At 51.8% G+C, this 22112-nt stretch carries 17 protein-coding genes; 9 read left to right on the top strand and 8 right to left on the bottom strand.

Features of this window, described 5'->3' with window-relative positions:
• Positions 1 to 67: 67 nt before the first annotated feature.
• On the bottom strand, positions 68 to 1063 hold the full coding sequence (locus tag IMY23_RS09240) for an OmpA family protein (protein WP_192821809.1): 996 nt from the start codon (positions 1061 to 1063) through the stop codon (positions 68 to 70).
• A 213-nt stretch (positions 1064 to 1276) separates the two neighbouring features.
• The gene (locus tag IMY23_RS09235) at positions 1277 to 1987 is read right to left on the bottom strand and encodes a flagellar motor protein MotB (RefSeq protein WP_192821808.1); all 711 of its coding nucleotides are present in this window, start codon (positions 1985 to 1987) and stop codon (positions 1277 to 1279) included.
• Positions 1988 to 2561: 574 nt separating this feature from the next.
• Between IMY23_RS09235 and accD the strand changes: the two genes are divergently transcribed.
• The 3 genes from accD to IMY23_RS09220 all read left to right on the top strand — a co-directional run bounded on the left by accD (position 2562) and on the right by IMY23_RS09220 (position 5098).
• Entirely contained in the window at positions 2562 to 3455 is an 894-nt protein-coding gene (gene accD / locus IMY23_RS09230) for an acetyl-CoA carboxylase, carboxyltransferase subunit beta (protein ID WP_192821807.1), read from the top strand.
• 192 nt (positions 3456 to 3647) lie between these two features.
• The gene (locus IMY23_RS09225) at positions 3648 to 4361 is read left to right on the top strand and encodes an OmpA family protein (RefSeq protein WP_192821806.1); all 714 of its coding nucleotides are present in this window, start codon (positions 3648 to 3650) and stop codon (positions 4359 to 4361) included.
• Positions 4362 to 4486: 125 nt separating this feature from the next.
• Entirely contained in the window at positions 4487 to 5098 is a 612-nt protein-coding gene (locus IMY23_RS09220; protein ID WP_192821805.1) for a hypothetical protein, read from the top strand.
• A gap of 324 nt (positions 5099 to 5422) precedes the next feature.
• Here IMY23_RS09220 and IMY23_RS09215 read toward each other — a convergent pair whose 3' ends face one another.
• Together IMY23_RS09215 and IMY23_RS09210 are read right to left on the bottom strand one after the other, a co-directional pair.
• Positions 5423 to 6067: a DUF2238 domain-containing protein gene (locus tag IMY23_RS09215; protein ID WP_192821804.1), complete on the bottom strand. Its 645-nt coding sequence runs from the start codon at positions 6065 to 6067 to the stop codon at positions 5423 to 5425.
• A 78-nt stretch (positions 6068 to 6145) separates the two neighbouring features.
• Positions 6146 to 6877, bottom strand: coding sequence for an MBL fold metallo-hydrolase (locus IMY23_RS09210; RefSeq protein WP_192821803.1), 732 nt, complete (start codon positions 6875 to 6877; stop codon positions 6146 to 6148).
• Positions 6878 to 6993: 116 nt separating this feature from the next.
• Here IMY23_RS09210 and nth point away from each other — a divergent pair, with 116 nt between their 5' ends.
• Positions 6994 to 7698, top strand: a complete 705-nt coding sequence (nth, locus tag IMY23_RS09205) for an endonuclease III (RefSeq protein WP_192821802.1) — start codon at positions 6994 to 6996, stop codon at positions 7696 to 7698.
• A gap of 231 nt (positions 7699 to 7929) precedes the next feature.
• Here the strand turns inward: nth and IMY23_RS09200 are convergent, their stop codons facing one another.
• Positions 7930 to 8106, bottom strand: coding sequence for a hypothetical protein (locus IMY23_RS09200; protein WP_192821801.1), 177 nt, complete (start codon positions 8104 to 8106; stop codon positions 7930 to 7932).
• 11 nt (positions 8107 to 8117) lie between these two features.
• Here IMY23_RS09200 and IMY23_RS09195 point away from each other — a divergent pair, with 11 nt between their 5' ends.
• The 4 genes from IMY23_RS09195 (at position 8118) to IMY23_RS09180 (ending at position 15721) form a co-directional block, all read left to right on the top strand.
• Positions 8118 to 10628 (top strand): TonB-dependent receptor, encoded by a 2511-nt coding sequence (locus IMY23_RS09195; protein WP_225986464.1) that lies wholly within the window; start codon positions 8118 to 8120, stop codon positions 10626 to 10628.
• A 458-nt stretch (positions 10629 to 11086) separates the two neighbouring features.
• Positions 11087 to 12067: a radical SAM protein gene (locus tag IMY23_RS09190; RefSeq protein ID WP_192821800.1), complete on the top strand. Its 981-nt coding sequence runs from the start codon at positions 11087 to 11089 to the stop codon at positions 12065 to 12067.
• 186 nt (positions 12068 to 12253) lie between these two features.
• Positions 12254 to 12766, top strand: coding sequence for a gamma carbonic anhydrase family protein (locus tag IMY23_RS09185; RefSeq protein WP_192821799.1), 513 nt, complete (start codon positions 12254 to 12256; stop codon positions 12764 to 12766).
• A 384-nt stretch (positions 12767 to 13150) separates the two neighbouring features.
• Entirely contained in the window at positions 13151 to 15721 is a 2571-nt protein-coding gene (locus tag IMY23_RS09180) for a DUF6311 domain-containing protein (RefSeq protein WP_192821798.1), read from the top strand.
• Positions 15722 to 15859: 138 nt separating this feature from the next.
• On the opposite strand, the gene IMY23_RS09175 is transcribed toward IMY23_RS09180, so the two are convergent.
• The 3 genes from IMY23_RS09175 to IMY23_RS09165 all read right to left on the bottom strand — a co-directional run bounded on the left by IMY23_RS09175 (position 15860) and on the right by IMY23_RS09165 (position 19384).
• The gene (locus IMY23_RS09175; protein ID WP_192821797.1) at positions 15860 to 16813 is read right to left on the bottom strand and encodes a glycosyltransferase family 2 protein; all 954 of its coding nucleotides are present in this window, start codon (positions 16811 to 16813) and stop codon (positions 15860 to 15862) included.
• Between the two features lie 343 nt (positions 16814 to 17156).
• Positions 17157 to 17744, bottom strand: coding sequence for a Pycsar system effector family protein (locus IMY23_RS09170; protein WP_192821796.1), 588 nt, complete (start codon positions 17742 to 17744; stop codon positions 17157 to 17159).
• Positions 17745 to 18073: 329 nt separating this feature from the next.
• Positions 18074 to 19384, bottom strand: coding sequence for a hemolysin family protein (locus tag IMY23_RS09165; RefSeq protein WP_192821795.1), 1311 nt, complete (start codon positions 19382 to 19384; stop codon positions 18074 to 18076).
• A gap of 184 nt (positions 19385 to 19568) precedes the next feature.
• On the opposite strand from IMY23_RS09165, the gene IMY23_RS09160 reads away from it, so the two are divergent.
• Positions 19569 to 21827 carry a cytochrome c biogenesis protein CcdA gene (locus tag IMY23_RS09160; protein WP_192821794.1) on the top strand — a complete coding sequence of 753 codons (2259 nt, stop codon included), beginning with the start codon at positions 19569 to 19571 and terminating at the stop codon, positions 21825 to 21827.
• The last annotated feature ends 285 nt before the right edge of the window (positions 21828 to 22112 follow it).

Raw genomic sequence — 22112 nt, 5'->3', positions numbered from 1 at the left:
GGCGTTTTTGGCTTCGTTTTTAAAAATGAGCCCGAAAACAGGAATGCTGCCTGGGCCGGTTGCGTGGTTAGTTGGCCTCCAGAATCTGGAAGAGTTCGTCTAGTTTTGGCGTGAGAATAATTTCGGTACGGCGGTTTTTCTGGCGCGCCTCGGCGGTTTTGGCAGCATCCAGAGGCACATTTTCTGCTCTGCCCGACGGCGTGATTTTGGTGCCGGCCAACCCGGCGGTGGTGAGAATACGGGTAATCTCAGTGGCTCTGAGCACGCTCAGATCCCAGTTGTCTTGCATGCCGGCGGTACCGCGGGCCACGGGCACATCATCTGTGTGGCCTTCCACCACCACGTTCACGTCTTGCTGGTCTTTGAGGGCGGCGGCCAGTTTCTTGAGGGCGTCCTGGCCTTTGGCATCTACTTTGGTAGAGCCGGACTTGAACAGCAGTTGCTCAGATAAAGACACATACACCTTGCCGTTGCGCACATCCACTGACAAATCTTTGCTGTTGAAACCCAGGAGCGCGTTGCTCACTTTGGTTTTGAGCGCGTTCACGGCTTTGTCCTTTTCGGCTAGAATGCGTTCCAGTTCGTTCAGGCGCTCTTCGCGTGATTTCAGGTCGGTGCTGAGTTTGTCTAGCTGGGAGCGGTTCTTGGTGAGGGTCTCGGTGAGGTTTTTCATCTCCTCCTCGCGGCGGGCCAGGTCTTTGCTAAGCTTGGAAGACTCCAGCGCGCTGTTGGCCATGAGCCGGTCATGGTTCTTGATGAGCTTGTCATAGGTGTCACTCAGTTCGCCGTACAGTTTCTGGGTTTTTCTTAAGGTGCCGCCCAGCAAGGTGGTGTCAGCGGCCAGGTTCTGGCGGTAGTTGTTCAGGTCGGCTACCTGTTGGGTGAGGTCTGTGCGGTCACGGGTCACTTTGGCGAGGTCGGTCTGGCAGTCGGCTTTCTCGCGCTCCAGCCGTACTTTCTGGGCAAGCAGGTCATTGTATTTCTTGGCGGTGGTGCAGGAACTGAGCAGGCAGGTGCCCAGTAAGACAACGCCCGCGTGGCGAAGGAAGCGGTTCTCAAGCATGACGGTAGGCAATAAAGTAAAAGGGTTGGCAGATATTTTGGCATTCGGCCCGCTTCGCGCCGCGAAAAAGGCTTGTATGCAAAGATAGAAAGCTGGCGTGTTTGTCAAAGCGCAAAAAGCCGTTTTCGGGCTCATTTATGAAAATGAGCCCGAAAACGCAGAAAGCCAGACCCAAGGCCCGGCTTTCTGTAGAAATTCAATTTAAACAAGCTCTTAGTTTGTTTGAATCAACTGCAGGATTTTCTCAAAGTTAGGCGCCAGAATAATCTCGGTGCGGCGGTTGCTTTGGCGCGCCTCCGGGGTGCGGGTCATGGCCAGCGGCGTGTATTGGCCGCGGCCGGCGGGCACTACCATCTGGGGCGGAACCCCGTTGTTGATGAGCAGGCGCGTTACTTCAGTGGCTCTGAGCACGCTCAGGTCCCAGTTGTCTTTGTAAGTCACGTTGTCGGCGGCCACGGCTACGTCATCGGTGTGTCCTTCAATCATGATCTCCGTGTCACGCTGTGATTTCACGGCGGTGGCCAGTTTGCCCAGGGCGGCCTGGCCGTTGGGGTTCACTTTGGTGCTGCCGGTGGCAAACAGCAATTTCTCTGGCATGGTCACGTACACTTTACCGTCGCGCACGTTCACGGTGAGGCCTTGCTCCTGGAAACCCGCCAGGGCGTTGTTCACGGTGGTTCTCAGTTCATTGAGGATTCTTTCTTTCTGGGCTATCTGCTGCTGGTACTGGGCCAGTTTAGATTCACGGTCTCTCAGGTTGGCATTGGCTTCTTCCAGGCTGCGCTGCGCGGCGGTTTTCTCCTGCTCCAACGCGTTTTTGCTGGCTTCCAGTTCTTTGTATTTCTTAGATGACACGCAAGAACCCAGCAGGGCAACGCCCAAAGCCAGCATAACGGTAGAAGACGCGAAACTTGATTTCTTCATAGTGGTTTAGTTTTTTAGGAAGGGTGGTTTGCCTAAGCGGCCGGCGTAGCGGCCTGCTCCCTTCCCGCAGATGAATAACAGATGGAAAACGGCTGCAAATAAGGAATAATTGCCTTAACTTGAAAAACAATATTGAATTCCCCGCTTTAATTACGTGCTTTATTTCTATAATGCGTTAAATGACAAAAATTTGTATTTATTTTAAATACGAATTAAATGCTTTTTAATTCCTGATTAAATTCAGGTTAAAAAACGCCTGTGTTGCTAATTGCCGCACAACAGTGAAAGATAAAACCAGGCAAACACTTTCCCTTCGCCAAATTTAGGTCCGCCGCCTTGTCTTGGCAGGCATCTGAAACCCCATTCGCCTGAAAGATTCCTTAAAGAAAGGGGAGAAGGTAGGGCAACCTCTGCATGGCCGGGCGGGTACAAGCAAAGAACGGGCGGGCGTCCTTTCTACTTGCCCCAAAGTAGGGCGCTACCTTTTCTTTTTTATCTTTGCACGTTTTAACAGACAACCGCAGACAGAAGATTCACCCCGTTAGGGCGTAGCATAAAAAATTAGAAGCAGCGTATGGCTTGGTTTAAGAGAATAGAAAAAGGCATTGTCACGCCCACGGAGCAGAAAAAGGAAACCCCAGACGGCCTTTGGCACAAATGCCCGGAATGCAAAGCGGTACACAGCACGGCAGAGCACCGGCAGAACCTGTACACCTGCCCTAAGTGTGACCACCATGACCGTATCAACTCGCATGAGTACTTTGAGATTCTGTTTGATGACAACGCCTTCACCGAGCTGGACGAAAACCTTAGTTCCTCAGACCCGCTCCACTTTGTAGACACCAAGGCCTACCCAGACCGCATTGTGGCCACCCAGCGCAAAACCAACTTGAAAGACGCGGTGCGCACGGCCCACGGCAAAATCAATGACCTGGATCTGGTGGTGGCCTGTATGGATTTCAACTTCATTGGCGGCTCCATGGGCTCTGTGGTGGGCGAGAAGATTGCCCGTGCCATTGACTACAGCCGGGCGCACCGCGTTCCGTTTCTCATGATTTCTAAATCTGGGGGCGCGCGTATGATGGAGGCCGGGTATTCCCTTATGCAAATGGCGAAGACATCGGCCAAACTGGCGCTGTTGTCTGAGGCCGGCATTCCGTATTTTTCATTGTTGACGGACCCTACCACGGGCGGCGTGACCGCGTCCTTCGCCATGCTGGGGGACTTTAACTTCTCTGAGCCGGGCGCGTTGATTGGGTTTGCCGGACCAAGGGTGATCAAAGAAACCATAGGAAAAGACCTGCCCAAAGGCTTCCAGAGCGCTGAGTTTGTCTTGGAGCACGGCTTCCTGGACTTTATTGTACACCGAAAAGAACTGAAAGATCGTTTGGCCAACCTCATCACCATGCTGGCCCAGCCTGCCGTGAAAACAGAGAAAACATCTGCTAAAAAGGTAGTTTCCAAATAAATAAGAAGCACTACTTGAAATCGGTCTTTCTAAAATTTTAGGGAGACCGATTTTTTTATGGGCTTTTGGCACGATTCTTACAGTAAAGAATATAGATTTGCTACTATATCTGAACATTTTGTGCTGATTCTAGTATGTAAGTCCAGACTAAACTCTTTTAACTATCTCTATTTATTACCAAAACCCAAGACTATGAAACTATTAAAAGGAACATTTACCGCATTGATAGCCGGCACAATGCTATTCTCTTCTTGCCAGTCTAGCCAGACCGGCACCACTTCAGACACTACGCAGAACAAAGGCATGAGCAAGACCGCCAAAGGTGGTATTATTGGTGCCGGTGGTGGAGCCGTACTAGGTGGCATTATTGGTAAAGTAGCAGGTAACACCGCAGCGGGCGCTATTATTGGTGCAGCCGTGGGCGGAACCACCGGTGCCATCATCGGTCGTAGAATGGACAAGCAAGCCGAGGAATTGGAGCGTGAGATGAAAAACGCCCAGGTAGAACGTGTGGGCGAAGGTATTAAAGTAACCTTTGACGCTGGTCTCCTGTTTGCTACCAACTCTGCGGATTTGCAGGCTTCTGCTAAAACAGACATCCAGAAATTGGCCGAGACCCTGAAAAAATACCCAGGCACCAACATTCTGGTAGAAGGTCACGCCGATAACACCGGTTCAGACGCCATTAACCAGCCGCTTTCTGAGCGCAGAGCCCAGGCTGTTTCCAACTATGCCATTTCACTGGGCGTGGAGCCAGGCCGTATTCAGACCCGCGGGTACGGTTCTACCCAACCAGTAGCTGATAACTCAACCGCCGCTGGCCGTCAGCAGAACCGCCGCGTAGAGGTGGCCATCTTCGCCAGCGAGGAGCTGAAGAAAGCCGCTGAGAACGGTGAGATCAAATAATTTACAATTCAATATTGTCTAGAAAAGGGCTGGCCGGTTGGTCAGCCCTTTTTGTTGAATCAGGCTACGTTGTAAACCTGTGGCCCAAATGCCCGTTTCAGTGGATATTACCCAACCCAAGAACTATGAAAAAGATAACCAAATCCATATTCCTGTTCGGCCTGGTGGGCCTTTTAGGGGCCTGTGAACGCGTGAAAGACCAGGAGGCGGTGGCCGCACTACCGGAGACCTCCAAAGAAGACACGCTGGTGTTCACCCCAGACTCCGTGGAAATTGACACCACGTATTATGAAGGCAACGCCGCCTATACAGATGATGACGCCACCTATGAACCAGCACCTGAAAGCTATGCCGACCAGCGCGAGTTTGCCACCAGTGACGGTTCTGCCCCCACTAATGGTGCCGGCACGGCGGTGACGTCTTCCACAGAAACAACTACTACCACCACTAAAACGACCACCTCGGCCACTGCCGTTAAGAAAAAGTACGTGCGCCCCACCAAAAGTCAACTGCAGAGCGCCCTGGCCGCAGATGCGAAACGGTCTAGCCGCATGAGCTTGAATAACCTCCGTAATTACTGGTTGCAGCGCCAGCATTACTACCGGAGAGCCACTAAAGAAGTGAAGTTTGTGGCCGGCCCCACCAAAATCAAAATCAACCAGGAAGAAACCAAGATTGAAACTTCGCGCGGAAAAGTGAAGATTGAAGGCCAGGACATCAAAGTGAAACCTGACTAAACCAGAATGCCTCCAGGATTTAATGTCTGGAGGCATTTCTGTTTTTGGGCTCATTTCCGGAAATGAAGCCAAAAACGGTTTTTGAGAAATGAAGTGCGTTCCAGAAATGTAGCGTCGTGGCACCGACACGACGTGGCTCCATGAAACGAGGAAGTCTCTGGTTAAATAAACCTTGCTTCTGGACGAAATTGTGGAGAGAATTGTAGCAGAAGATTTGGGACGTTTCTGCTGCGTAGAACCCCCGTTGTGTCAGTGCCACTACGCTACGGTGGAATCCTACGTTTTCGGCTTTATTTTCAGAAATGCAGCCGAAAACGGAAATGCTTAGCGGTTTCTTACTTTATTCCTGACCAGCGCAAACACCGCCGCCATGGTGATGGCCGCGCCCAGCAGCGCCAGGGCAATGTCTTTCTGGGCATCCCAGACATCGCCTTGCGTGCCTAAATAGGCCATGCCTTGCGCGGGGAAAAAGATATCGGCCACGGCCCATTCCACCAGTTCATAAACAGCGCCCAGGCTCACCGCCAAATCAATGGGCAACAGGTAGGTGAAGCGTTTCTGCATGTTGGTGCGCCGCCAGAAGACCTCATGCATGGGGTAAGCCAGCAAAAAACCAAACCCGAAGTGCACCAGCCGGTCATAATGGTTGCGTTCCAGGCTCAGCTGTTCCTTCACCCAAAACCCGAAGGGGTTTTCGGCATAGGTGTATTGGCTCCCGTACACGTGCAGCATCATGAACACAAAAATGCACAGGTAGCTGAAATCTGAGAACCTAAAGTAGCGGTAGAAAACCACCAGCAAAATAATGGCTGTGAACGTGAGCGTGTTCTCCAGCCACCAATTGCCCAGGTCTGGCGTGTTGAAGCCGGTGTACGCCCAATACACCCCAAAAATAAGGGCCAGGGCAATTAAAAGTGGGTTTTTACTGAAATGCGTGTGTTCCTTGTCTTGGGCGAAGGAGAAGCTCATACGTTGCGGCTGTTTAACCTGAAAGATACGGATTTTACCACAGCCCGCACGGGTTGGTTTCTAGTGGTTGCCATTAAGTCAGTTGGCAAAGTGACTCACCTCCTGCAAGGTTTCTTGTAGCACAAACTCAGGTTGGTGGTACACCAGCGGGAATGGGTTGTCCTCGGGGCTTTTGGTGGGGTTGCAGTGATAGCCGTATACCTGAAAGCCGTCGGCCACAGGAATGAGTTTCTTGTAGAAGGTATGGCCGGGGTTTTCTTCGTTAAAAGTAATGTCATGGAACACGGTGGTGCGCTTGGGCGGCATGCCCCGCAGGTAGGCGAAAAAGACTTCGGGCTTGCCCAGATCCCCGGAATAGGCAACTCGCTGACCGGTTTCCTCAAAGATATAGGCGTAGGTCTGCAGGTTCTCCACGTGCTGGCCAAACGTGTCCACCGCGGTAATGCCCCTGAACTCAGACAGCGGTACAAAATCTACGTAGGTCTCGGGCTTTTGCACCTGCAGCCGCAGGAACTCATAGACTTCATCCCTGAAATCATCATCTGGGTAGAGAATGGCGGGACGTTTGCAGCTGGTGTTGTAGAAACTGCAGTGCAGCAAGACATTGGCCAGGCTGCCGGTGTGGTCATTGTGCAGGTGCGTGAGCAGAATATAGTCTACGGTGCGGGTAAGCTGGTGCTGCCGCAAGATGGGGTAGACCGTGAACCCGCAGTCCAGCAGAATGGTGTGGCCGTTGATCTCCACAAGCGCGGCAGAATTCCCGTAATCTATGTCAAAGGCTCCGCCTGTCCCTAAAAAAGTAAATTTCATGTCAATAAGCTGCAGCGTTTTGGTCTCTGTGCAAAAGCTTTTTACGTAAACGGCCACAAATGGGCATTGCGTGAATACAAGAAAAAACGGGATTGTTTGAATAGAAATCTGAAACCATGGCTGACACTGAGCAACATTTACCGCCGCAAGAGAAAATCTGGCAAGTGCACCTGCGCCTGAAAGAAGTCTTCGGGGAGCTTTCTGGGCATGCGCGCTTCAGCCCCATGCACGAACTCATCTCCACCATGCTCAGCCACCGCACCAACCGCGCCAATGAAGTAAAAGCCTACGAGCAGATGGTAGCTACATTCCCCACCTGGGAAGAAGTCATGGCCGCACCCGTAGAAGTACTGGCCGATTTGCTGGCGCCCGCCGAGTTTCCCGGGGCAAAGGCGGTCAACATTCAGAAAGCCCTGCGCCTCATTCAGGCCGAGCACCCAGACTTCAACCTGGATTTCCTGCGCGACCTGGACGTACCACAGGCTATGGAATGGTTGATGCGCCTGCCCGGCGTTGGTCTCAAAACGGCCACGCTCTTGCTGCTGTTCAACTTCCAGAAACCCGTGTTCCCCGTTGACACGCACGTACACCGCATCAGTCAGCGCGTGGGCCTTATAGGCGCGAAAGTCACCCATGACAAAGCCCACCAGATTCTGTTGGACCTATTGCCTAAAGACGCGCTGATTCTCTACAACTTGCATCGCCACCTACTCAAACACGGCCAGCAAGTCTGCACCTGGCGCGCCCCCAAATGTGAAGTCTGCGTACTGCAGTCTCTCTGTAATTATTTCCATGACGTACGGTTGAAAGGCTTGGGTTGATTTTTCCGTTTTCGGGCTCATTTCTGAAAACGGAGCCAAAAACAGAAACAAAGGCAATGCGTGGTAGAGACAAGGCACTGCCTTGTCTCTACGATATCAATTTTAACTACCGTAAGTTTAGCGACAGCGTAAATGTGGTAAAACCCTCTATGGCGCGGAAGTTACTTCCGTGTCTTTTTAGTAAAGCCAGGAAAGTCACGGAAGTAACTTCCGCGCCATAGAAAATATAGGTTATTGGCAGACGCTATCCTGCTTGTTGGTGAGAACACCAACAATGGAAAAGGAGGCAAGAGCAATCAATGCGCCAACAGGATGAGAGATCATCCCCCAACCCCCTTCAAAGGGGGACAAAATGCGTGAGGCACTTTCGGCTTCATTTCCAGAAACGAAGCCAAAAACGGAATCCACAGTTTTTACTTATGAAACAAAAACCGGCGCTGCTGGTTTGCATCCTGAAACACGAAGTCCTTTCTTTACCCAACATGAACAAACTCTGTACACTTCTCACCACGCTCTTTTTTCTGATAGCCTTTCAAGTGGCCGCCCAAAACACCGGCCGTATCACGGGCGTGGTGCGCGATAGAAATACCCAGGAACCCATCATCGGCGCGACGGTTACGCTGGAGGAAACCACCCTGGCCGCCGCCACAGACGTGCAAGGGCGTTATAGATTAGAGAATGTGCCCACGGGAAGCTACAACATCAAGGCCACCTATCTGGGCTACGACGCTGTGACGCGCTACAACATTCCCGTGACCTCAGGCAACGCCGTGACGTTGAACCTGGAATTATCGCCCAGCCAAACGCAGTTGCAGGCCGTGGAAGTGACCTTTGACCGTTCCATACGCGTAGCCACGGTAGAAACGCCGCTGTCTGTGCAGAGTTTGAGCAGCGAGGAAATCAAGAGCAACCCTGGCGGGAACTTCGATATTTCCAGAGTGATTCAAACCTTGCCGGGCGTGGCCGGGGCGGGAAGTACGGGCGCTGGTTTCAGAAATGACATTGTGATACGCGGCGGCGGGCCCGGCGAGAACGTTTTTTTCCTGGATGGCATTGAGATACCGGTCATCAACCACTTCTCTACGCAGGGCAGCAGCGGCGGGCCGCAGGGCATTTTGAACGTGTCCTTTATTGAGGATGTGACCTTGAGTACCAGCGCTTTTGACGCGAAGTATGACAACGCGCTTTCCAGCGTGTTCCAGTTCAAGCAGCGCGACGGCAACCCAGATAGATTGCAAGGCAATATACGCCTGAGCGCCACCGAGTTGGCTGCTACCCTGGAAGGTCCGTTGGCGCCCAAGACTACTTTTCTGGCATCGGCGCGCCGTTCTTACTTGCAGTTGCTGTTCAAAGCCATTGACTTGCCCATTCGGCCGAATTATTGGGATTTTCAATACAAAGTCACGCATCAACTCAACGCCAAAACCACCATTACGGCGTTGGGCATTGGCGCGATTGACGATTTCAGCTTTGCCGTTCCCAAAGAATCAAGCCCCGAGAAAGAGTACGCGCTCCGGTCTAATCCTTTGATTAACCAGTGGAATTACACCGTGGGTTTGAGTTTGAAGCGCTCGCTGGAAAATGGGTTTGTGCAGGTGGCCCTCAGCCGAAACGTGTTTGAAAACCGCCTGGACCGTTTTGAAGATGCCCAGTACGGAGATGAATCCAGACGCGTGCTCAAAGCCCGGTCGCAGGAAAAGGAGAACAAGCTGCGGGTTGACGTGAACAAGTTTGTGGGTGGCTGGAAGTTCGCGTACGGGGCCATTGGCCAATACGTGGGCTATACCAATGATTTCCTGAGCCAGATTCGGCAGGAAGTGCGTGACCAGAAAGGGACGGTGGTGCAGCCGCGCGTGGTGCTGGACTTCGACTCTGATTTGAATTTCTTCCGGTACGGGCTCTACGGGCAAACGTCTAAGAGTTTTTTTGAGGACAAACTGAGTCTTTCACTGGGCGTGAGAACTGATATGAATTCGTTCACCACCAACGGCAACAACCCGCTGGAAACCCTGTCGCCGCGCGTTTCTGCGTCGTATGCCCTGGCCGAACGCTGGAAACTAAACGCCTCGGTGGGCACCTATTACCGCTTGCCTATTTACACCGTGCTGGGCTACAAAGACGCCGCCGGCACCTACGCGAACAAAAACTCAGATTACCTCAAAGCCACCCATTACGTGGCGGGTCTGGAGTTCTTGCCTACCATCGCCAACCGCATTACCGTGGAAGGTTTTTTCAAGCGTTACGGCAATTACCCGGTTTCTGTGCGTGACGGTCTTTCATTGGCCAACCAAGGCATTGAATTCGGGGCAATTGGGAACGAGGCGGTGGTCAGTGTGGGCAAAGGCCGGGCCTACGGCGCCGAGTTTTTCTTCCAGCAGAAGCTCACCAACGGCTTGTACGGCTCTGTTTCTTACACCTTGGTGCGTAGCGAATTCACGGGTTTGAACACAGACAGCTACATCGCCTCGGCGTGGGATAACCGGCATTTGGTGTCGGCGTTGCTGGGTTGGCAGTTTGGCAAGAACTGGGAACTGGGCGGGAAATACCGCTTCGCCGGCGGCTCACCTTATACACCTTTTGACTTAGAAGCCTCGCAACAAAACTACGCCTCTTTGGGCACCGGACTGCTGGATTATGACCGCCTGAACACGCTAAGATTGCGCTCTTTCCAGCAGCTGGACGTGCGCCTAGACAAGAAATGGAACTACAAACGCACCACGCTTGATGTGTACGTGGACATCCAGAACATCTTCCGGTTCAAAGGCCCTTCGCTGCCGCAATACACCTTCCAGCGCAACGCCGACAATTCCGGTTTTGCCACTACAGACGGCCAGCCGCTACAGGCCAACGGTTCCAACGCCATTCCTTTGCTTTTGGACGAAGATGACGTGACGTTTCTGCCCTCAATTGGATTTGTGCTGGAGTTTTAGGCCTCACCCCAACCCCTCTCCAACGGAGAGGGGCTTTTCCGTTTTTGGCTTCGGTTTGGAAAATGAAGCCAAAAACGGAATTTGATTTCACGCATTCCGTCCCCCTTTGAAAGGGGTAGGGGGATGATAACTTTTGCTGTTTTTTTATATTCCTGATAATGTACGGACAGGTCGCGACCTGTCCCACGAATTCCTGATTCTAAACATTCCTGATTCCACGTAGGACCGAAAGGGTTTTTGAATTGCTACGTGGCAAGCCTAGTGCTCAGGCCACCGTTCAGGACAGGTCGCGACCTGTCCGTACTATATCTGCAATGCATTATCATCCCGGGCCTTCAAAGGGGGAAGGAATGCGTCTGAAAACTAGGACAAACATGACGTCTATGGTCATGGCCGCCGCAAATCCGTATGCAATGCGTACCTTGCAAGGGCCAAGGTATTCCGTTTAGAAAATCAGCATGCGCTTAATCCATCACCCTGTTCTGGCCAATTATTACGTGACGTACCGGTGCAACGCCAAGTGCTCGTTCTGTGATATTTGGGAGAAGCCGTCGCCGTACATTCAGTTGGAAGACGTGCGCCAAAACCTTAAAAACCTGCGAAAGCTGGGCGTGAACGTAGTGGACTTTACGGGCGGCGAACCGCTGCTGCACCGGCAGATGGACCAGTTTCTGGGAGTGGCGCAGGAGTTGGGTTTCATCACCACACTCACCACCAACGGCATGCTCTACCCCAAATGGGCCGAACGCCTGAAAGGCAAGGTGGACATGCTGCATTTCTCCCTGGACTCCGCCGATAAAACCGAGCATGACACCGGGCGCGGCGTGGCTTGTTTTGACTTCGTGCTACAGTCTATTGAGATAGCCAAAAGTCTGGGCGAACGGCCCGATATTCTTTTCACCGTCTTCAAGCACAACCTGGCCCAGATAGAGCGCGTGTACCATGAAATCTGCCTGCCTAACAAGTTGATGCTGCTTTTGAACCCGGCGTTTGAGTACAACCAGGTAGAAACCGGCGAACAACTATCTGAAGCGGAACTTGACTACCTGGTGAAATTCAGCAAGCAGAAATATGTGTACCTGAACGAGGCCTTCGTGCAGTTGCGCAAAGATGGCGGCAACCACATTGACAAACCGGTCTGCAAAGCGGCCAGCACCACGTTGGTGATTTCGCCGGAAAACGAATTGGTGTTGCCGTGTTACCATTTAGGCGCCCAGAAATTCCCCATCAACGGCAACTTGTACGACCTCTACAAATCCAAGGAAGTAAAGGAACTGATTGCCCTGGAAGGTCGGCTGCCCGCCTGCGAAGGCTGCACCATCAACTGCTACATGCAACCCAGCTTTGCGGTGGAGATGAACAGCTACTGGTGGAAAGCCCTTCCCAGCACGCTCAAATACAACTTGCGCAAAGGCACCTGGAAGAAGATGCTTTCTTAGTTGGTAGCAAGTAGTAGGTATCAGGTAGCAAGTAGAAGGATATTGTATTCAATGGGTTTTGAGGCGTTTTTGGCTCCGTTTCCAGAAATGAGCCCGAAAACGGAAATATTTCCTGCCATGCTTCTCCGCCGCGCTTGTTATCTTGCCATTCCTAATTCGTAATTCCCAATTCCTAATTAAAAATCTATGCCTGTTATTCTTCCGGTCAAAGGAGTGCACCCCGTTATTGGTCAGGATTGTTTTATCGCGCCCAATGCCACCATTGTGGGGGATGTAGTTTTAGGAAATCAGTGCACCGTCTGGTTTAACGCCGTGGTGCGGGGAGACGTGCACAGCATAAGGGTAGGAGACAAGACGAACATTCAGGACGGGGCCGTGATTCATTGCACCTACCAGAAAGCGCCCACCGCCATTGGCAGCAACGTGAGCATTGGCCACAACGCGCTGGTGCACGGCTGTACCGTGGAAGACAACGTGCTCATAGGCATGGGCGCCATTGTCATGGACAAGGCCGTGGTACAACAGCATTGCATTGTGGCCGCCGGAGCCGTGGTGCTGGAGAATACCATTTGCGAGAGCGGCTATATCTACGCGGGTGTGCCTGCCAAAAAAGTGAAAGCCCTGAGCCCGGAACAGATTGCCGGCATGGCCCAAACCGCCGACAATTATGTGCTCTACGCCAGTTGGTTTCAGGATTGAGAAGGAAGAAGCAGTAAATAATGCAGAGGGGCAAAAGGCTCTTTAGGAGTTGACAAAAACCAAAGGAATATTTTTTTCTTTGTCAGGCCAGCCACAGGCGTATTGTACAGAACTTCTCCAAAGTAATAAATTTGCTGTTCTTGTCTTGCCTGGCAAGTTTTTGTCCTTGGTTGTCCTTAAAAGGAATTCTGAGAAGCCTGCCCTTCTTGCTTTGTTATGATCACAACATGATGATTGCCAGAAGTCAGGAGTTTTCTGTTTTGGGGCTCATTTCCAGAATTGAGCCCCAAAACGGAGAGCAACCTTCAAACATATTTGCATATTAGCAGCCCAATTCTGCCATACTACTTTACGCCCTTTGCATCTTTTAGCTTTTATTCAAGAATGAACCAGAACAGACTGCTTTTTATCTTTTCTTTTCTAGCCATCACCCTGCTTTTCCATCTCTGTTACGGGCTGGAGGTGTTGGTGCCTACCAATATCAACTGGCTTCTGCAGGTCAAGCATGATTGGGGCGGGCATTACCTGGGCTGGTACAATTACCGGGTAGATGAATGGCGATTTCCGCTGGGGCAAATGAACAACCTCATGGCCCCTATGGGCACCAATGTGGGCTTCACAGACTCCATTCCGCTGTTTGCCCTCTTCTTTAAAGTGCTCTCGCCGGTCTTGCCAGAGGATTTCCAGTATTTTGGTTTGTTCATGTACCTGAGCCATTTGCTGACGGGCTACTTCACTATTCTCATCTTCAACAGGTTTGGGGTAAAGCCCATCTACACGTTTCTGGCGGTGTTGTTTATTGTAGCCAATCCGGTGCTGGTGTACAGGGGCATGCACCCTTCCTTAACAGCCCAATGGCTATTTTTAGGCTCCATTTACCTGTATTTTGCAGATTCAACTGTGATGAGCGCCAGAAAAGTGCTCCAGTACCAGTTGATTCTGTTGTGGCTGAGCGCCTTGATCACTCCTTATCTGTGCTTTATGGTGCTGGGGTTCACGTCCTTCATCGCCCTGAAATTATGGTGGTATGAGAAAAGCATCAATGCCGTTACGTTCCTGGGGTACCAGGTTTTGTCTGTAGTGGCGTTGCTGGTGACCTGGTTTCTGGTGGGCATGATGTTCCATAGCACCGGCGAAGACCTGGGGGTTGCCAACGCATTCGGGCTTTACGGCCTCAACCTTAACGCCCTGTTCAACAGCTTTGGTTTGTCTGCTTATCTGCCGCAGTTGCCTTGGGTGAGCGGCTACCAGTATGAGGGATACGCTTATCTGGGCTTGGGCATGATGGCCTTGGTACTTTTCGTCTTGGTGTACCTGCTGATTCAAAAGCTGCTCACAAAAACCGATGGGGTGAAAAACAGCCTGCAACTGAACGGTATTGCCCTGACCCCTCTGGTCATTTTGGTGGTGCTTTACCTGTTGTTTTCCATTACGCATGTGGTGAGTTATGGTGACAAGGTGCTGTTCACGGTTCCGCTTCCCCAGACAATTCTCAAGATAGGCGATATCTTACGGGCCAGTTCCCGTTTTTTCTGGATTATCTATTACCTCATTTTTATCTTCTCTATTGCCATTCTGGCGAAGAGTACCTTGAAACCCGCTGTTAAAATAGGTTTGCTGGTGGCCGCACTGGCCTTGCAGTTCCTAGACACCAGAATCTTGTTCACCTACCGCAACCTGGCTCATGGCGCCTACCAGGCCGAAGTAGATATGAACCATTGGCAGAGCCTGGTGGGGCAATTTGACGAAGTGGTCCTCTACCCAGGTTATCAAACCACTAACCTAAAGGCCGCTGATTACCAGCATTTCACGTTTTTCACTGCTAAAGCCCGCAAGAAAATCAACACCGGGTACGTGCCCAGGGTAGATGCCAAACGCATGACTTTTCTGGCCGACAGTCTTAAAGATGAGCTGCAGAACGGCCGCCTTTCGCCCAAGGCGCTGTATATCACAACCCCAGCCAACTTACAGGCCTTTTCTATGGTGATTCTAGGGGGAGACGCGCAGCTGAATTACGTAGACGGGTATTATTACCTGTTCAGCAAAAAACGTTTGAACCCCACCTTACGCGCACTGCTGGCAGAACCTGGAGCCAATTCCAAAGCGCCGGTTGGCTCAGCGGCGTATGAAAACCAATTTGCCAAGAAACGGGCGCACCTAGATTCTGTGGCGGTGGCCATAGGCAAAAGGCAGGAGTTCAAGAAAGTAGCCAACCTGCCTTTAAGCTCCGGCTCGCCCATCAGGATTGCGGTGGACCAACTGGACATGCGGGATAAATTCATCTTTGTGAGTGGCTTCGCCTTCTTGAACGCAACAGACAACAACAGAGGAGATTCTGTGTACGTGTTCCTGCAGTCAGAAAAGAACAACTATCTGTCTGCGGTAAGCGTGCTACTGCGGCCAGATGTGACGGCGGGCTTCAAGAAAGCCTATTTAGATGATGCCGGTTACCGAGATTATGTATTCACCAACAACGTGGAGCGCGGGTATTACAAACTGGGCATAGCCATCAAAGACAAAAAAGGACAATGGAAATACCAGCTGTCTGATGAAGTGGTGCGGGTGGATGTTCCAGAATACGCCCCTGCCGTTGCCGCCAACCCACTCAAGGCCACCAATGACATAACCCAGTACCTGGAGACGCTGGAGGAAACTGAGAAAGTGATCAAGGCTGGGGGCTGGGCTTTCCTGAAAGACCAGGCCAGCAAGGGCAATGAAATCTACCTGGCCCTCAATGACGGTGACCGGTTTTATCTGTTGGAGACCATGCCCATCAACCGCCCAGACGTTACCGCAAACAACCCCGCTAAATTAAACGTGGACAACTCTGGGTTCAAGGTGCAGTTCCTCCGGACGGCCCTGCCCAAAGCCAAATACCAGATTTCCATCCACATCAAAAACAAAGACACCAAACGGGTCAGCACCGTGAGTACGGGCCGCGAGATACAGTTGTAAGCCCGCGCCATAGCAAACACAGGTTCCCTGTTTTGGTGCTCATTTCTGGAAATGAGCCCCAAAACAGGGAACCTGTGTTCTAAGCCAAGCCCATTGCTTTTCTGCGCTGAGTTCTAAATGCTAAAATGGAGATTGCGCCTAACGGAAATTGTTTCTATGGCTGTAGGTAGTATCTTCTGGTGAAAGAAATTCGCGCTGCACCACGTACAGAGGCCGGCTTTTTACTTCGTTAAAAATCTTGGAGATATACAAGCCCACCGTGCCAATGCTGATGATGATGACCCCGCCAATGAACAGAATCACAATTAAGGTGGAGTTATAACCGGGCACGTCAATGCCGTTCACCAGTACTTTAATGAAGGTGATAACGGCATAGATGAATGAGGCCAGAGTCACGCCCAGGCCCATGAGCATGATCAGGCGCAAGGGCGCGTCTGAGTAAGAGATAATGCCGTCAAAGGCCAGTTTGAACAGCTTGTTGTAGTTCTGTTTGGCTTTTCGGTTGGCTTTGGGGCGGCTGTATTGAATCTCAGTGGTCTTGAAACCGGGCCAAGACAGCAGACCTTTCATGAACCGGTTGCGCTCCGGCATGCGCTTAATCACGTCGGTCACGGTGCTGTCCATGAGCCGGAAGTCGCCTACATTTTTATGGATGGGCGTTTCTGAGATTCGGTTGATGAGCTGGTAGAACAGCTTGGCGGTCAGGTTCTTGAAAAACCCGTCTTCGCGCTGAGACCTCACGGCCAGCACCACGTCAAAGCCTTTTTCCCATTCTTCCAGCAGGCGGGGCAACAAAGAGGGCGGGTCCTGCAGGTCGGCGTCCAGGGGTACCACGGCGTGGCCGGTGGCGTAGTCAATACCGGCGGTGATGGCCACTTCCTTCCCAAAATTACGGGAGAAGGAAATGATTTTCATGGCATGGGTCTGAATGCTCCTTAATTCTGCCAAGGTGGAGTCCTGGCTGCCGTCATCTACGCAGATCAACTCAAACTCATAGGGCAGCGCCTGGATAATGGGGAACAGCGTGTCAAAGAAGGTTTTTACCCCAGCGCCTTCGTTGTAAAACGGGATAATGAGCGAAATTTTTTTCATTAATGAAGATAGGTGCCTTGGCGCATGGTTACGGTTAGCGGCGGCAACAGGCAAACCTGCGCGCACTCGCCAGCCACGGCCCAGCCATTACCGGTAAAGAAAGGCAAGATAGAAAATTATCCTTTTTCTTTCAGGCGCTTTTTGGCCCAGAACCTCCAGCACATTCCCTATTGGTTCCTGAGGGAACCAGAAGATTTTTTTATTTTATTGGAAAGAGAAAGGCCTGTGTGGGAAAACAGGCGTTTTGGGGCTCATTTCCAGAAATGAGCCCCAAAACGGGAAGTAGATATAAGGAAAATGGGAATTTCAGGTGTATTGCCTGGCACGAATGGCAGGAAAAACCTTAGAAGATCTGCGTGGCCACAAAGGAAACCACAGACACAATAAAGCCCACCATAAAGAAGATGTACGCAAAGCGCAGGCTGGTGTATTTTTTCTGGAGCACCACGCCCAGGTGGTAATTGTCTTTGATCATGCTGCCGTACAAGGTTTTGTTGTCGGCCATCATCTCAGAAAAGCCCTGCTCATATTGCGCCAGGCTGATGTCATAAAAATCACCGAAGAAAAGGAGGTTCACTTTTTCATTGGGATCTGGTACTTCCTTGGTCTCCTTTTTCTTGATGCGGGGCATGGTCACCAGAATAGCCAGTACAATGGTCACCAGGGCGGTCACCAGGAACATAATGCCCGGGATGAGCAAGGCCGGCTCTTCGCTAATCTTCCGGAACAGCACTGACAGCAAGATGGAGACAATGATGGAGTTGATGGTCAGGAGAATGTGCGCCTTCTTGTCGGCCATGTCACTGAGGCGCATCTGGTTGGCAGCCGTAATCCGGAAGAGCGTCTCTACGCCGCGCTTCGATTTATCGGACTTGTCCTTTTTCTTCTTTTCTTTTTCTTCCGGACGGTTGTCCTGGGGTGCCTCAGTCATTGGAATGTGGTGTTTGGGAACGTGAGAATGTTCTTCTCTTGCCGGGCGCTGCTCATAGGAGATTGTTGGGGCAGCTCCGTTACCGGCTATGTACGTACTGATTGCCGCCTTATGTTACACTAGAGCAAAAGAATGCTGCCATTTAACAATTGTAGTCCTGGCCATGACCCAACCGAACCGTGCCCAGAGACCCCTTTGCCGGGCCCAGGGAATTTCTGTTTTTGGCTCCGTTTCCAGAAATGAGCCCGAAAACGGAACGTTAGAGAAGCCGTTGTTTGCCGTTTGAATCAATTTACCTGCAGGAAAGGTGCATCCTGAAACCGGAGTGCCTACAGCAGATTGTCGCGCTTGTCTTCTGTTACGGTCAACAGCACGGTTTCCACGTTGCGGTCGGTTTTCTCCAGCACTTTGAGTTCATACACGCCATGGATGACCGTGTCGCCAATCTCTGGGATGCGGCCGTAGATCATGTTGAGGTAACCGCCCACGGTCTCGTAGTCTTCGCCCTCCGGCAAAGGGTAGGGCAGGAAGTCGTTGGCATCCTGGATAGAGGCACCCGAGCTTACCTTGAATTCAAAGTCGCCCAGTTTCTCCACAATAGGAATCTCCTCATCATATTCGTCCTGAATTTCGCCCACCAGTTCTTCCATGATGTCTTCAATGGTGACAATGCCAGACGTGCCGCCAAATTCATCTGAGACCACGGCAATGTGCATGCGGTTACGCTGGAAATCTTTGAGCAGGCGGCTGATGCGCTTGGTCTCCGGCACAAAATAGGGCTGGCGCATGAGTTTCTCAAGGCTTACCTGCTCGCCGGCACGCAAGACCACTAAAAGGTCCTTCACATAGAGAATGCCCACAATGTTGTCAATGGTGTCGCGGTACACGGGCATGCGGGTGTAGCCTTCGTTGAAAACCACACTGAATATTTCATCCTCGGTAGATTCCAGGTCCAGGGCAACCAATTTGGTGCGGGGCACCATGATCTGCTTGACCATGCGCTCGTTGAACTCAAACACGTTCTCAATCAGTTCCTGCTGGCTGCCGCCAATGTGGCCGCCCTCGGCGCTCTGTTCAAATAACAGGCGCAGTTCCTCGGCGGTGTGCACCTCAGAGCCGTGCATGGGCGTGATGCCCACCTGGCGCAGAATAAAATTGGAGAAGCCATTGAGCACCCAGATAAAGGGCAATAGCACGTAATACACAATGCGCAGTGGAATGGCAATGGCCAGCGTGGTGGACTCGGGCCGCTGAATAGCCAATGATTTAGGCGCCAGTTCACCGAAGACAATGTGCAAGACGGTAATCACCGCAAAAGAAATAGGCAAGGCAATCTTGTGGGCCAGTTCGGCACCACCCTGAAACCCGAAGCTGTTCATGATTTCGATGATAATCTCAGACACCACGCCTTCGCCAATCCAACCCAAGCCCAAAGAAGCCAGCGTAATGCCCAGCTGAGTGGCCGAGAGATAGGCGTCCAGGTGCCCAATCATGTGGTGGGCAATTTTGGCGAGTTGGTTGCCGGCCTGCGCCCGGAGTTCAATTTGGGAGGCCCGTACTTTTACCAGCGCAAACTCGGCGGCCACAAAGAAACCGTTGAGCGCTACCAGCAAGAGGGTGAGGAAAATGTTGAGTATCATAGGGAAAGGTGCCGGTGCATAGGTGACGAACGGGCACTTTGGTCAAATTTAAGGGTTTCTTGGCACTATCAAAGAAAGAATATTCGTTTGCTGTACGAGAACCGCGGCAGAAAGTAATGGCGTAGGTTCCCCACAAGAAACCGCACGCATGAGTTTGTGGGATAATTGTGTAAATTTGCCACACATGAACTTGACTTTACGTTCTTACTTGCCTATACGCTGGTTCCGCCTGCTGGGTATCTTGCTGCCGCTGTTGCTGCTGGTGGCTGCCGCCCACGGCCAAATCCTGAAACCCGCCTCCTGGACCCACGAAGCCTCTGCCAAAGAAGTGAAAGTGGGCGAGGAACTGGAACTGATTTTCAACGCCAGGATCATCCCAGACTGGTATCTCTATTCCTCTGACTTTGACCCAGACCTGGGGCCGATTGTGACCACGTTCACATTTCAGAAGCATCCGTCTTACGCCTTGGTGGGCAAGATCAAGCCCATAAACCCCAAGAAAAAGTATGATGCCACCTGGGGCGGCGACTACACCTATTTTGTGAAAACCGGGCAGTTCCGGCAGCGCATCAAAGTATTGCAGCCAGGTTTGGTGGTGAAAGGTTCTTATGAATACCAGGTCTGCTCTGAAATAAACGGCCAATGCATTCCCGGCGAGGGCGATTTCTCGTTCACTGATTTTACGGTATTGCCCGGCACCGCACCGGCCGCTGCGCCTGCTTCAGGCACTAACGCGCCCGCAACCACCAATGCCCCGCAGCCTTCTGCCACACCTACCACAGGCGTAAATGGCGGCACGGCCATCCTGAACACACCGCCCACCGAACTAACCGTAGACAATACCGCCGCCAGTGCAGATTCTAGCTTACTGGCCCCAGATTCTACCACCAACGCACAAGTAACGGCAACTGCTTTCGGCGACAGCACCGGACAGACTACAGGAACCGTAAATACCGCCATTTCTGAACCCGCCACCCCCGAAGCCCAGGAAACGCTCTGGACCTTTTTCTTGCTGGCCTTCATGTTCGGGTTGTCGGCGTTGCTCACGCCCTGCGTGTTCCCCATGATTCCCATGACGGTGAGTTTCTTCACCAACAGCAGCACCACACGCGGGCAGGCCGTCTTCAAAGCCTTGGTTTACGGGTTCTCTATTATCGCTATTTACACTTTGATTGGTGTGGTGTTCGCGCGCATTTTTGGGGCCTCAGAAATCAACTATTACCTGAGCACGCACTGGATTCCCAACGTACTGTTCTTTGTGGTGTTCGTGGTCTTCGGGATGTCTTTCTTGGGCATGTTTGAGATTACGCTGCCGCATTCCCTGGTGAACAAGATTGACGCCCAAGCCGACAAAGGCGGTCTGTACGGGGTCTTTTTCATGGCCTTCACGCTGGCGGTGGTGTCGTTTTCCTGCACCGGCCCTATTGTGGGCACAGTGTTAATCGCTTCGGCGGGCGGCGAAATTCTAAAGCCCATTGTGGGCATGTTCGGGTTCTCCTTGGCCTTTGCGCTGCCGTTTACTTTGTTCGCAATTTTCCCCAACCTGCTCAACAGCCTGCCCAAGTCCGGGGGCTGGTTGAACTCCGTGAAAGTGGTGCTGGGCTTTCTGGAACTGGCTTTGGCCTTGAAATTCCTGAGTATTGCCGATCAAGTGTACCACTGGGGAATCTTGGACCGCGAAGTCTATCTGGCGCTTTGGATTGTGATTTTTGCCTTGATGGGGCTGTATCTGTTGGGTAAACTGAAACTTTCGCATGATTCAGATTTGCCGTATTTGGGCGTGCCGCGGTTGATGTTGGCCATTGCTACGTTTTCTTTTGTAGTGTACATGATTCCGGGCATGTTTGGCGCGCCGCTGAAAGCGCTTTCGGGGTATTTACCGCCTCAGGCCACGCATGATTTTGATTTGTCGGCGCTGCTGCGCGAAAAACCGACTTCGGCCCAGAACCAAACCTGTGAAACGCCCAAGTATTCTGAATTTCTGCATCTGCCGCACGGCCTCACCGGTTATTTTGACCTGGAGCAGGCCAAGCGTTGCGCCGCTGAGCAAAACAAGCCCATCTTTATTGACTTCACCGGCCACGGCTGCGTGAACTGCCGCGAAATGGAGGCCAACGTGTGGTCGCACCCCGAGGTCTTGAAGCGCCTGCGTGAGGAATTTGTGATTGTGGCCCTGTACGTGGATGATAAAACCGAACTGCCGCAAAACGAATGGGTGACTAGCACGCATGACGGCAAGGTGAAAAACACCATGGGCAAAAAGAACGCCGACTATCAGATCACCCAATTCAACGCCAACGCCCAGCCGTATTACGTGGTTATGGACGCCAACGAGCAGAAACTGATAGACAAGCCCATCGCCTACGAACCCAACGTGCAGAAATTCATCCAATACCTAGACGCCGGCATTGCCGCGCACAAAGCTCGCCAAGCCGCGAAGTAGAGTTAGACTATGGATTGAAAGAAAAGCCCCAGAGATTTCTGGGGCTTTTCTGTTTTTGGCTCCGTTTCTGAAAATGAGGGCAAAAACGGGATTTAACTTAATTTCCCATTGTAAAGCGCCTTAATATTGACTTCTTAGTTATAAGACGCATTTCGTCCCCCTTTGAAGGGGGTAGGGGGATGATGTGTTTTACTGATTAACATTCCCGAGGATCAATTTACTTACTCCCATTTTTAAGTTAATGGTGTTTCAAGCGGCTTTGTCATCCCCCTACCCCCTTTTAAA

It is taken from the genome of Rufibacter sp. LB8 (assembly GCF_014876185.1).
Taxonomy (GTDB): domain Bacteria; phylum Bacteroidota; class Bacteroidia; order Cytophagales; family Hymenobacteraceae; genus Nibribacter.
This window is presented reverse-complemented; position numbering and strand designations above follow the sequence as displayed.

Coding starts and splice junctions, on each gene's coding strand:
- IMY23_RS09170 (WP_192821796.1), bottom strand. CDS start 17,744: ATGACTGAGGCACCCCAGGACAACCGTCCGGAAGAAAAAGAAAAGAAG.
- IMY23_RS09195 (WP_225986464.1), top strand. CDS start 8,118: ATGAAACAAAAACCGGCGCTGCTGGTTTGCATCCTGAAACACGAAGTC.
- IMY23_RS09180 (WP_192821798.1), top strand. CDS start 13,151: ATGAACCAGAACAGACTGCTTTTTATCTTTTCTTTTCTAGCCATCACC.
- IMY23_RS09215 (WP_192821804.1), bottom strand. CDS start 6,067: ATGAGCTTCTCCTTCGCCCAAGACAAGGAACACACGCATTTCAGTAAA.
- nth (WP_192821802.1), top strand. CDS start 6,994: ATGGCTGACACTGAGCAACATTTACCGCCGCAAGAGAAAATCTGGCAA.
- IMY23_RS09185 (WP_192821799.1), top strand. CDS start 12,254: ATGCCTGTTATTCTTCCGGTCAAAGGAGTGCACCCCGTTATTGGTCAG.
- IMY23_RS09175 (WP_192821797.1), bottom strand. CDS start 16,813: ATGAAAAAAATTTCGCTCATTATCCCGTTTTACAACGAAGGCGCTGGG.
- IMY23_RS09210 (WP_192821803.1), bottom strand. CDS start 6,877: ATGAAATTTACTTTTTTAGGGACAGGCGGAGCCTTTGACATAGATTAC.
- IMY23_RS09165 (WP_192821795.1), bottom strand. CDS start 19,384: ATGATACTCAACATTTTCCTCACCCTCTTGCTGGTAGCGCTCAACGGT.
- IMY23_RS09235 (WP_192821808.1), bottom strand. CDS start 1,987: ATGAAGAAATCAAGTTTCGCGTCTTCTACCGTTATGCTGGCTTTGGGC.
- IMY23_RS09190 (WP_192821800.1), top strand. CDS start 11,087: ATGCGCTTAATCCATCACCCTGTTCTGGCCAATTATTACGTGACGTAC.
- accD (WP_192821807.1), top strand. CDS start 2,562: ATGGCTTGGTTTAAGAGAATAGAAAAAGGCATTGTCACGCCCACGGAG.
- IMY23_RS09220 (WP_192821805.1), top strand. CDS start 4,487: ATGAAAAAGATAACCAAATCCATATTCCTGTTCGGCCTGGTGGGCCTT.
- IMY23_RS09225 (WP_192821806.1), top strand. CDS start 3,648: ATGAAACTATTAAAAGGAACATTTACCGCATTGATAGCCGGCACAATG.
- IMY23_RS09160 (WP_192821794.1), top strand. CDS start 19,569: ATGAACTTGACTTTACGTTCTTACTTGCCTATACGCTGGTTCCGCCTG.
- IMY23_RS09240 (WP_192821809.1), bottom strand. CDS start 1,063: ATGCTTGAGAACCGCTTCCTTCGCCACGCGGGCGTTGTCTTACTGGGC.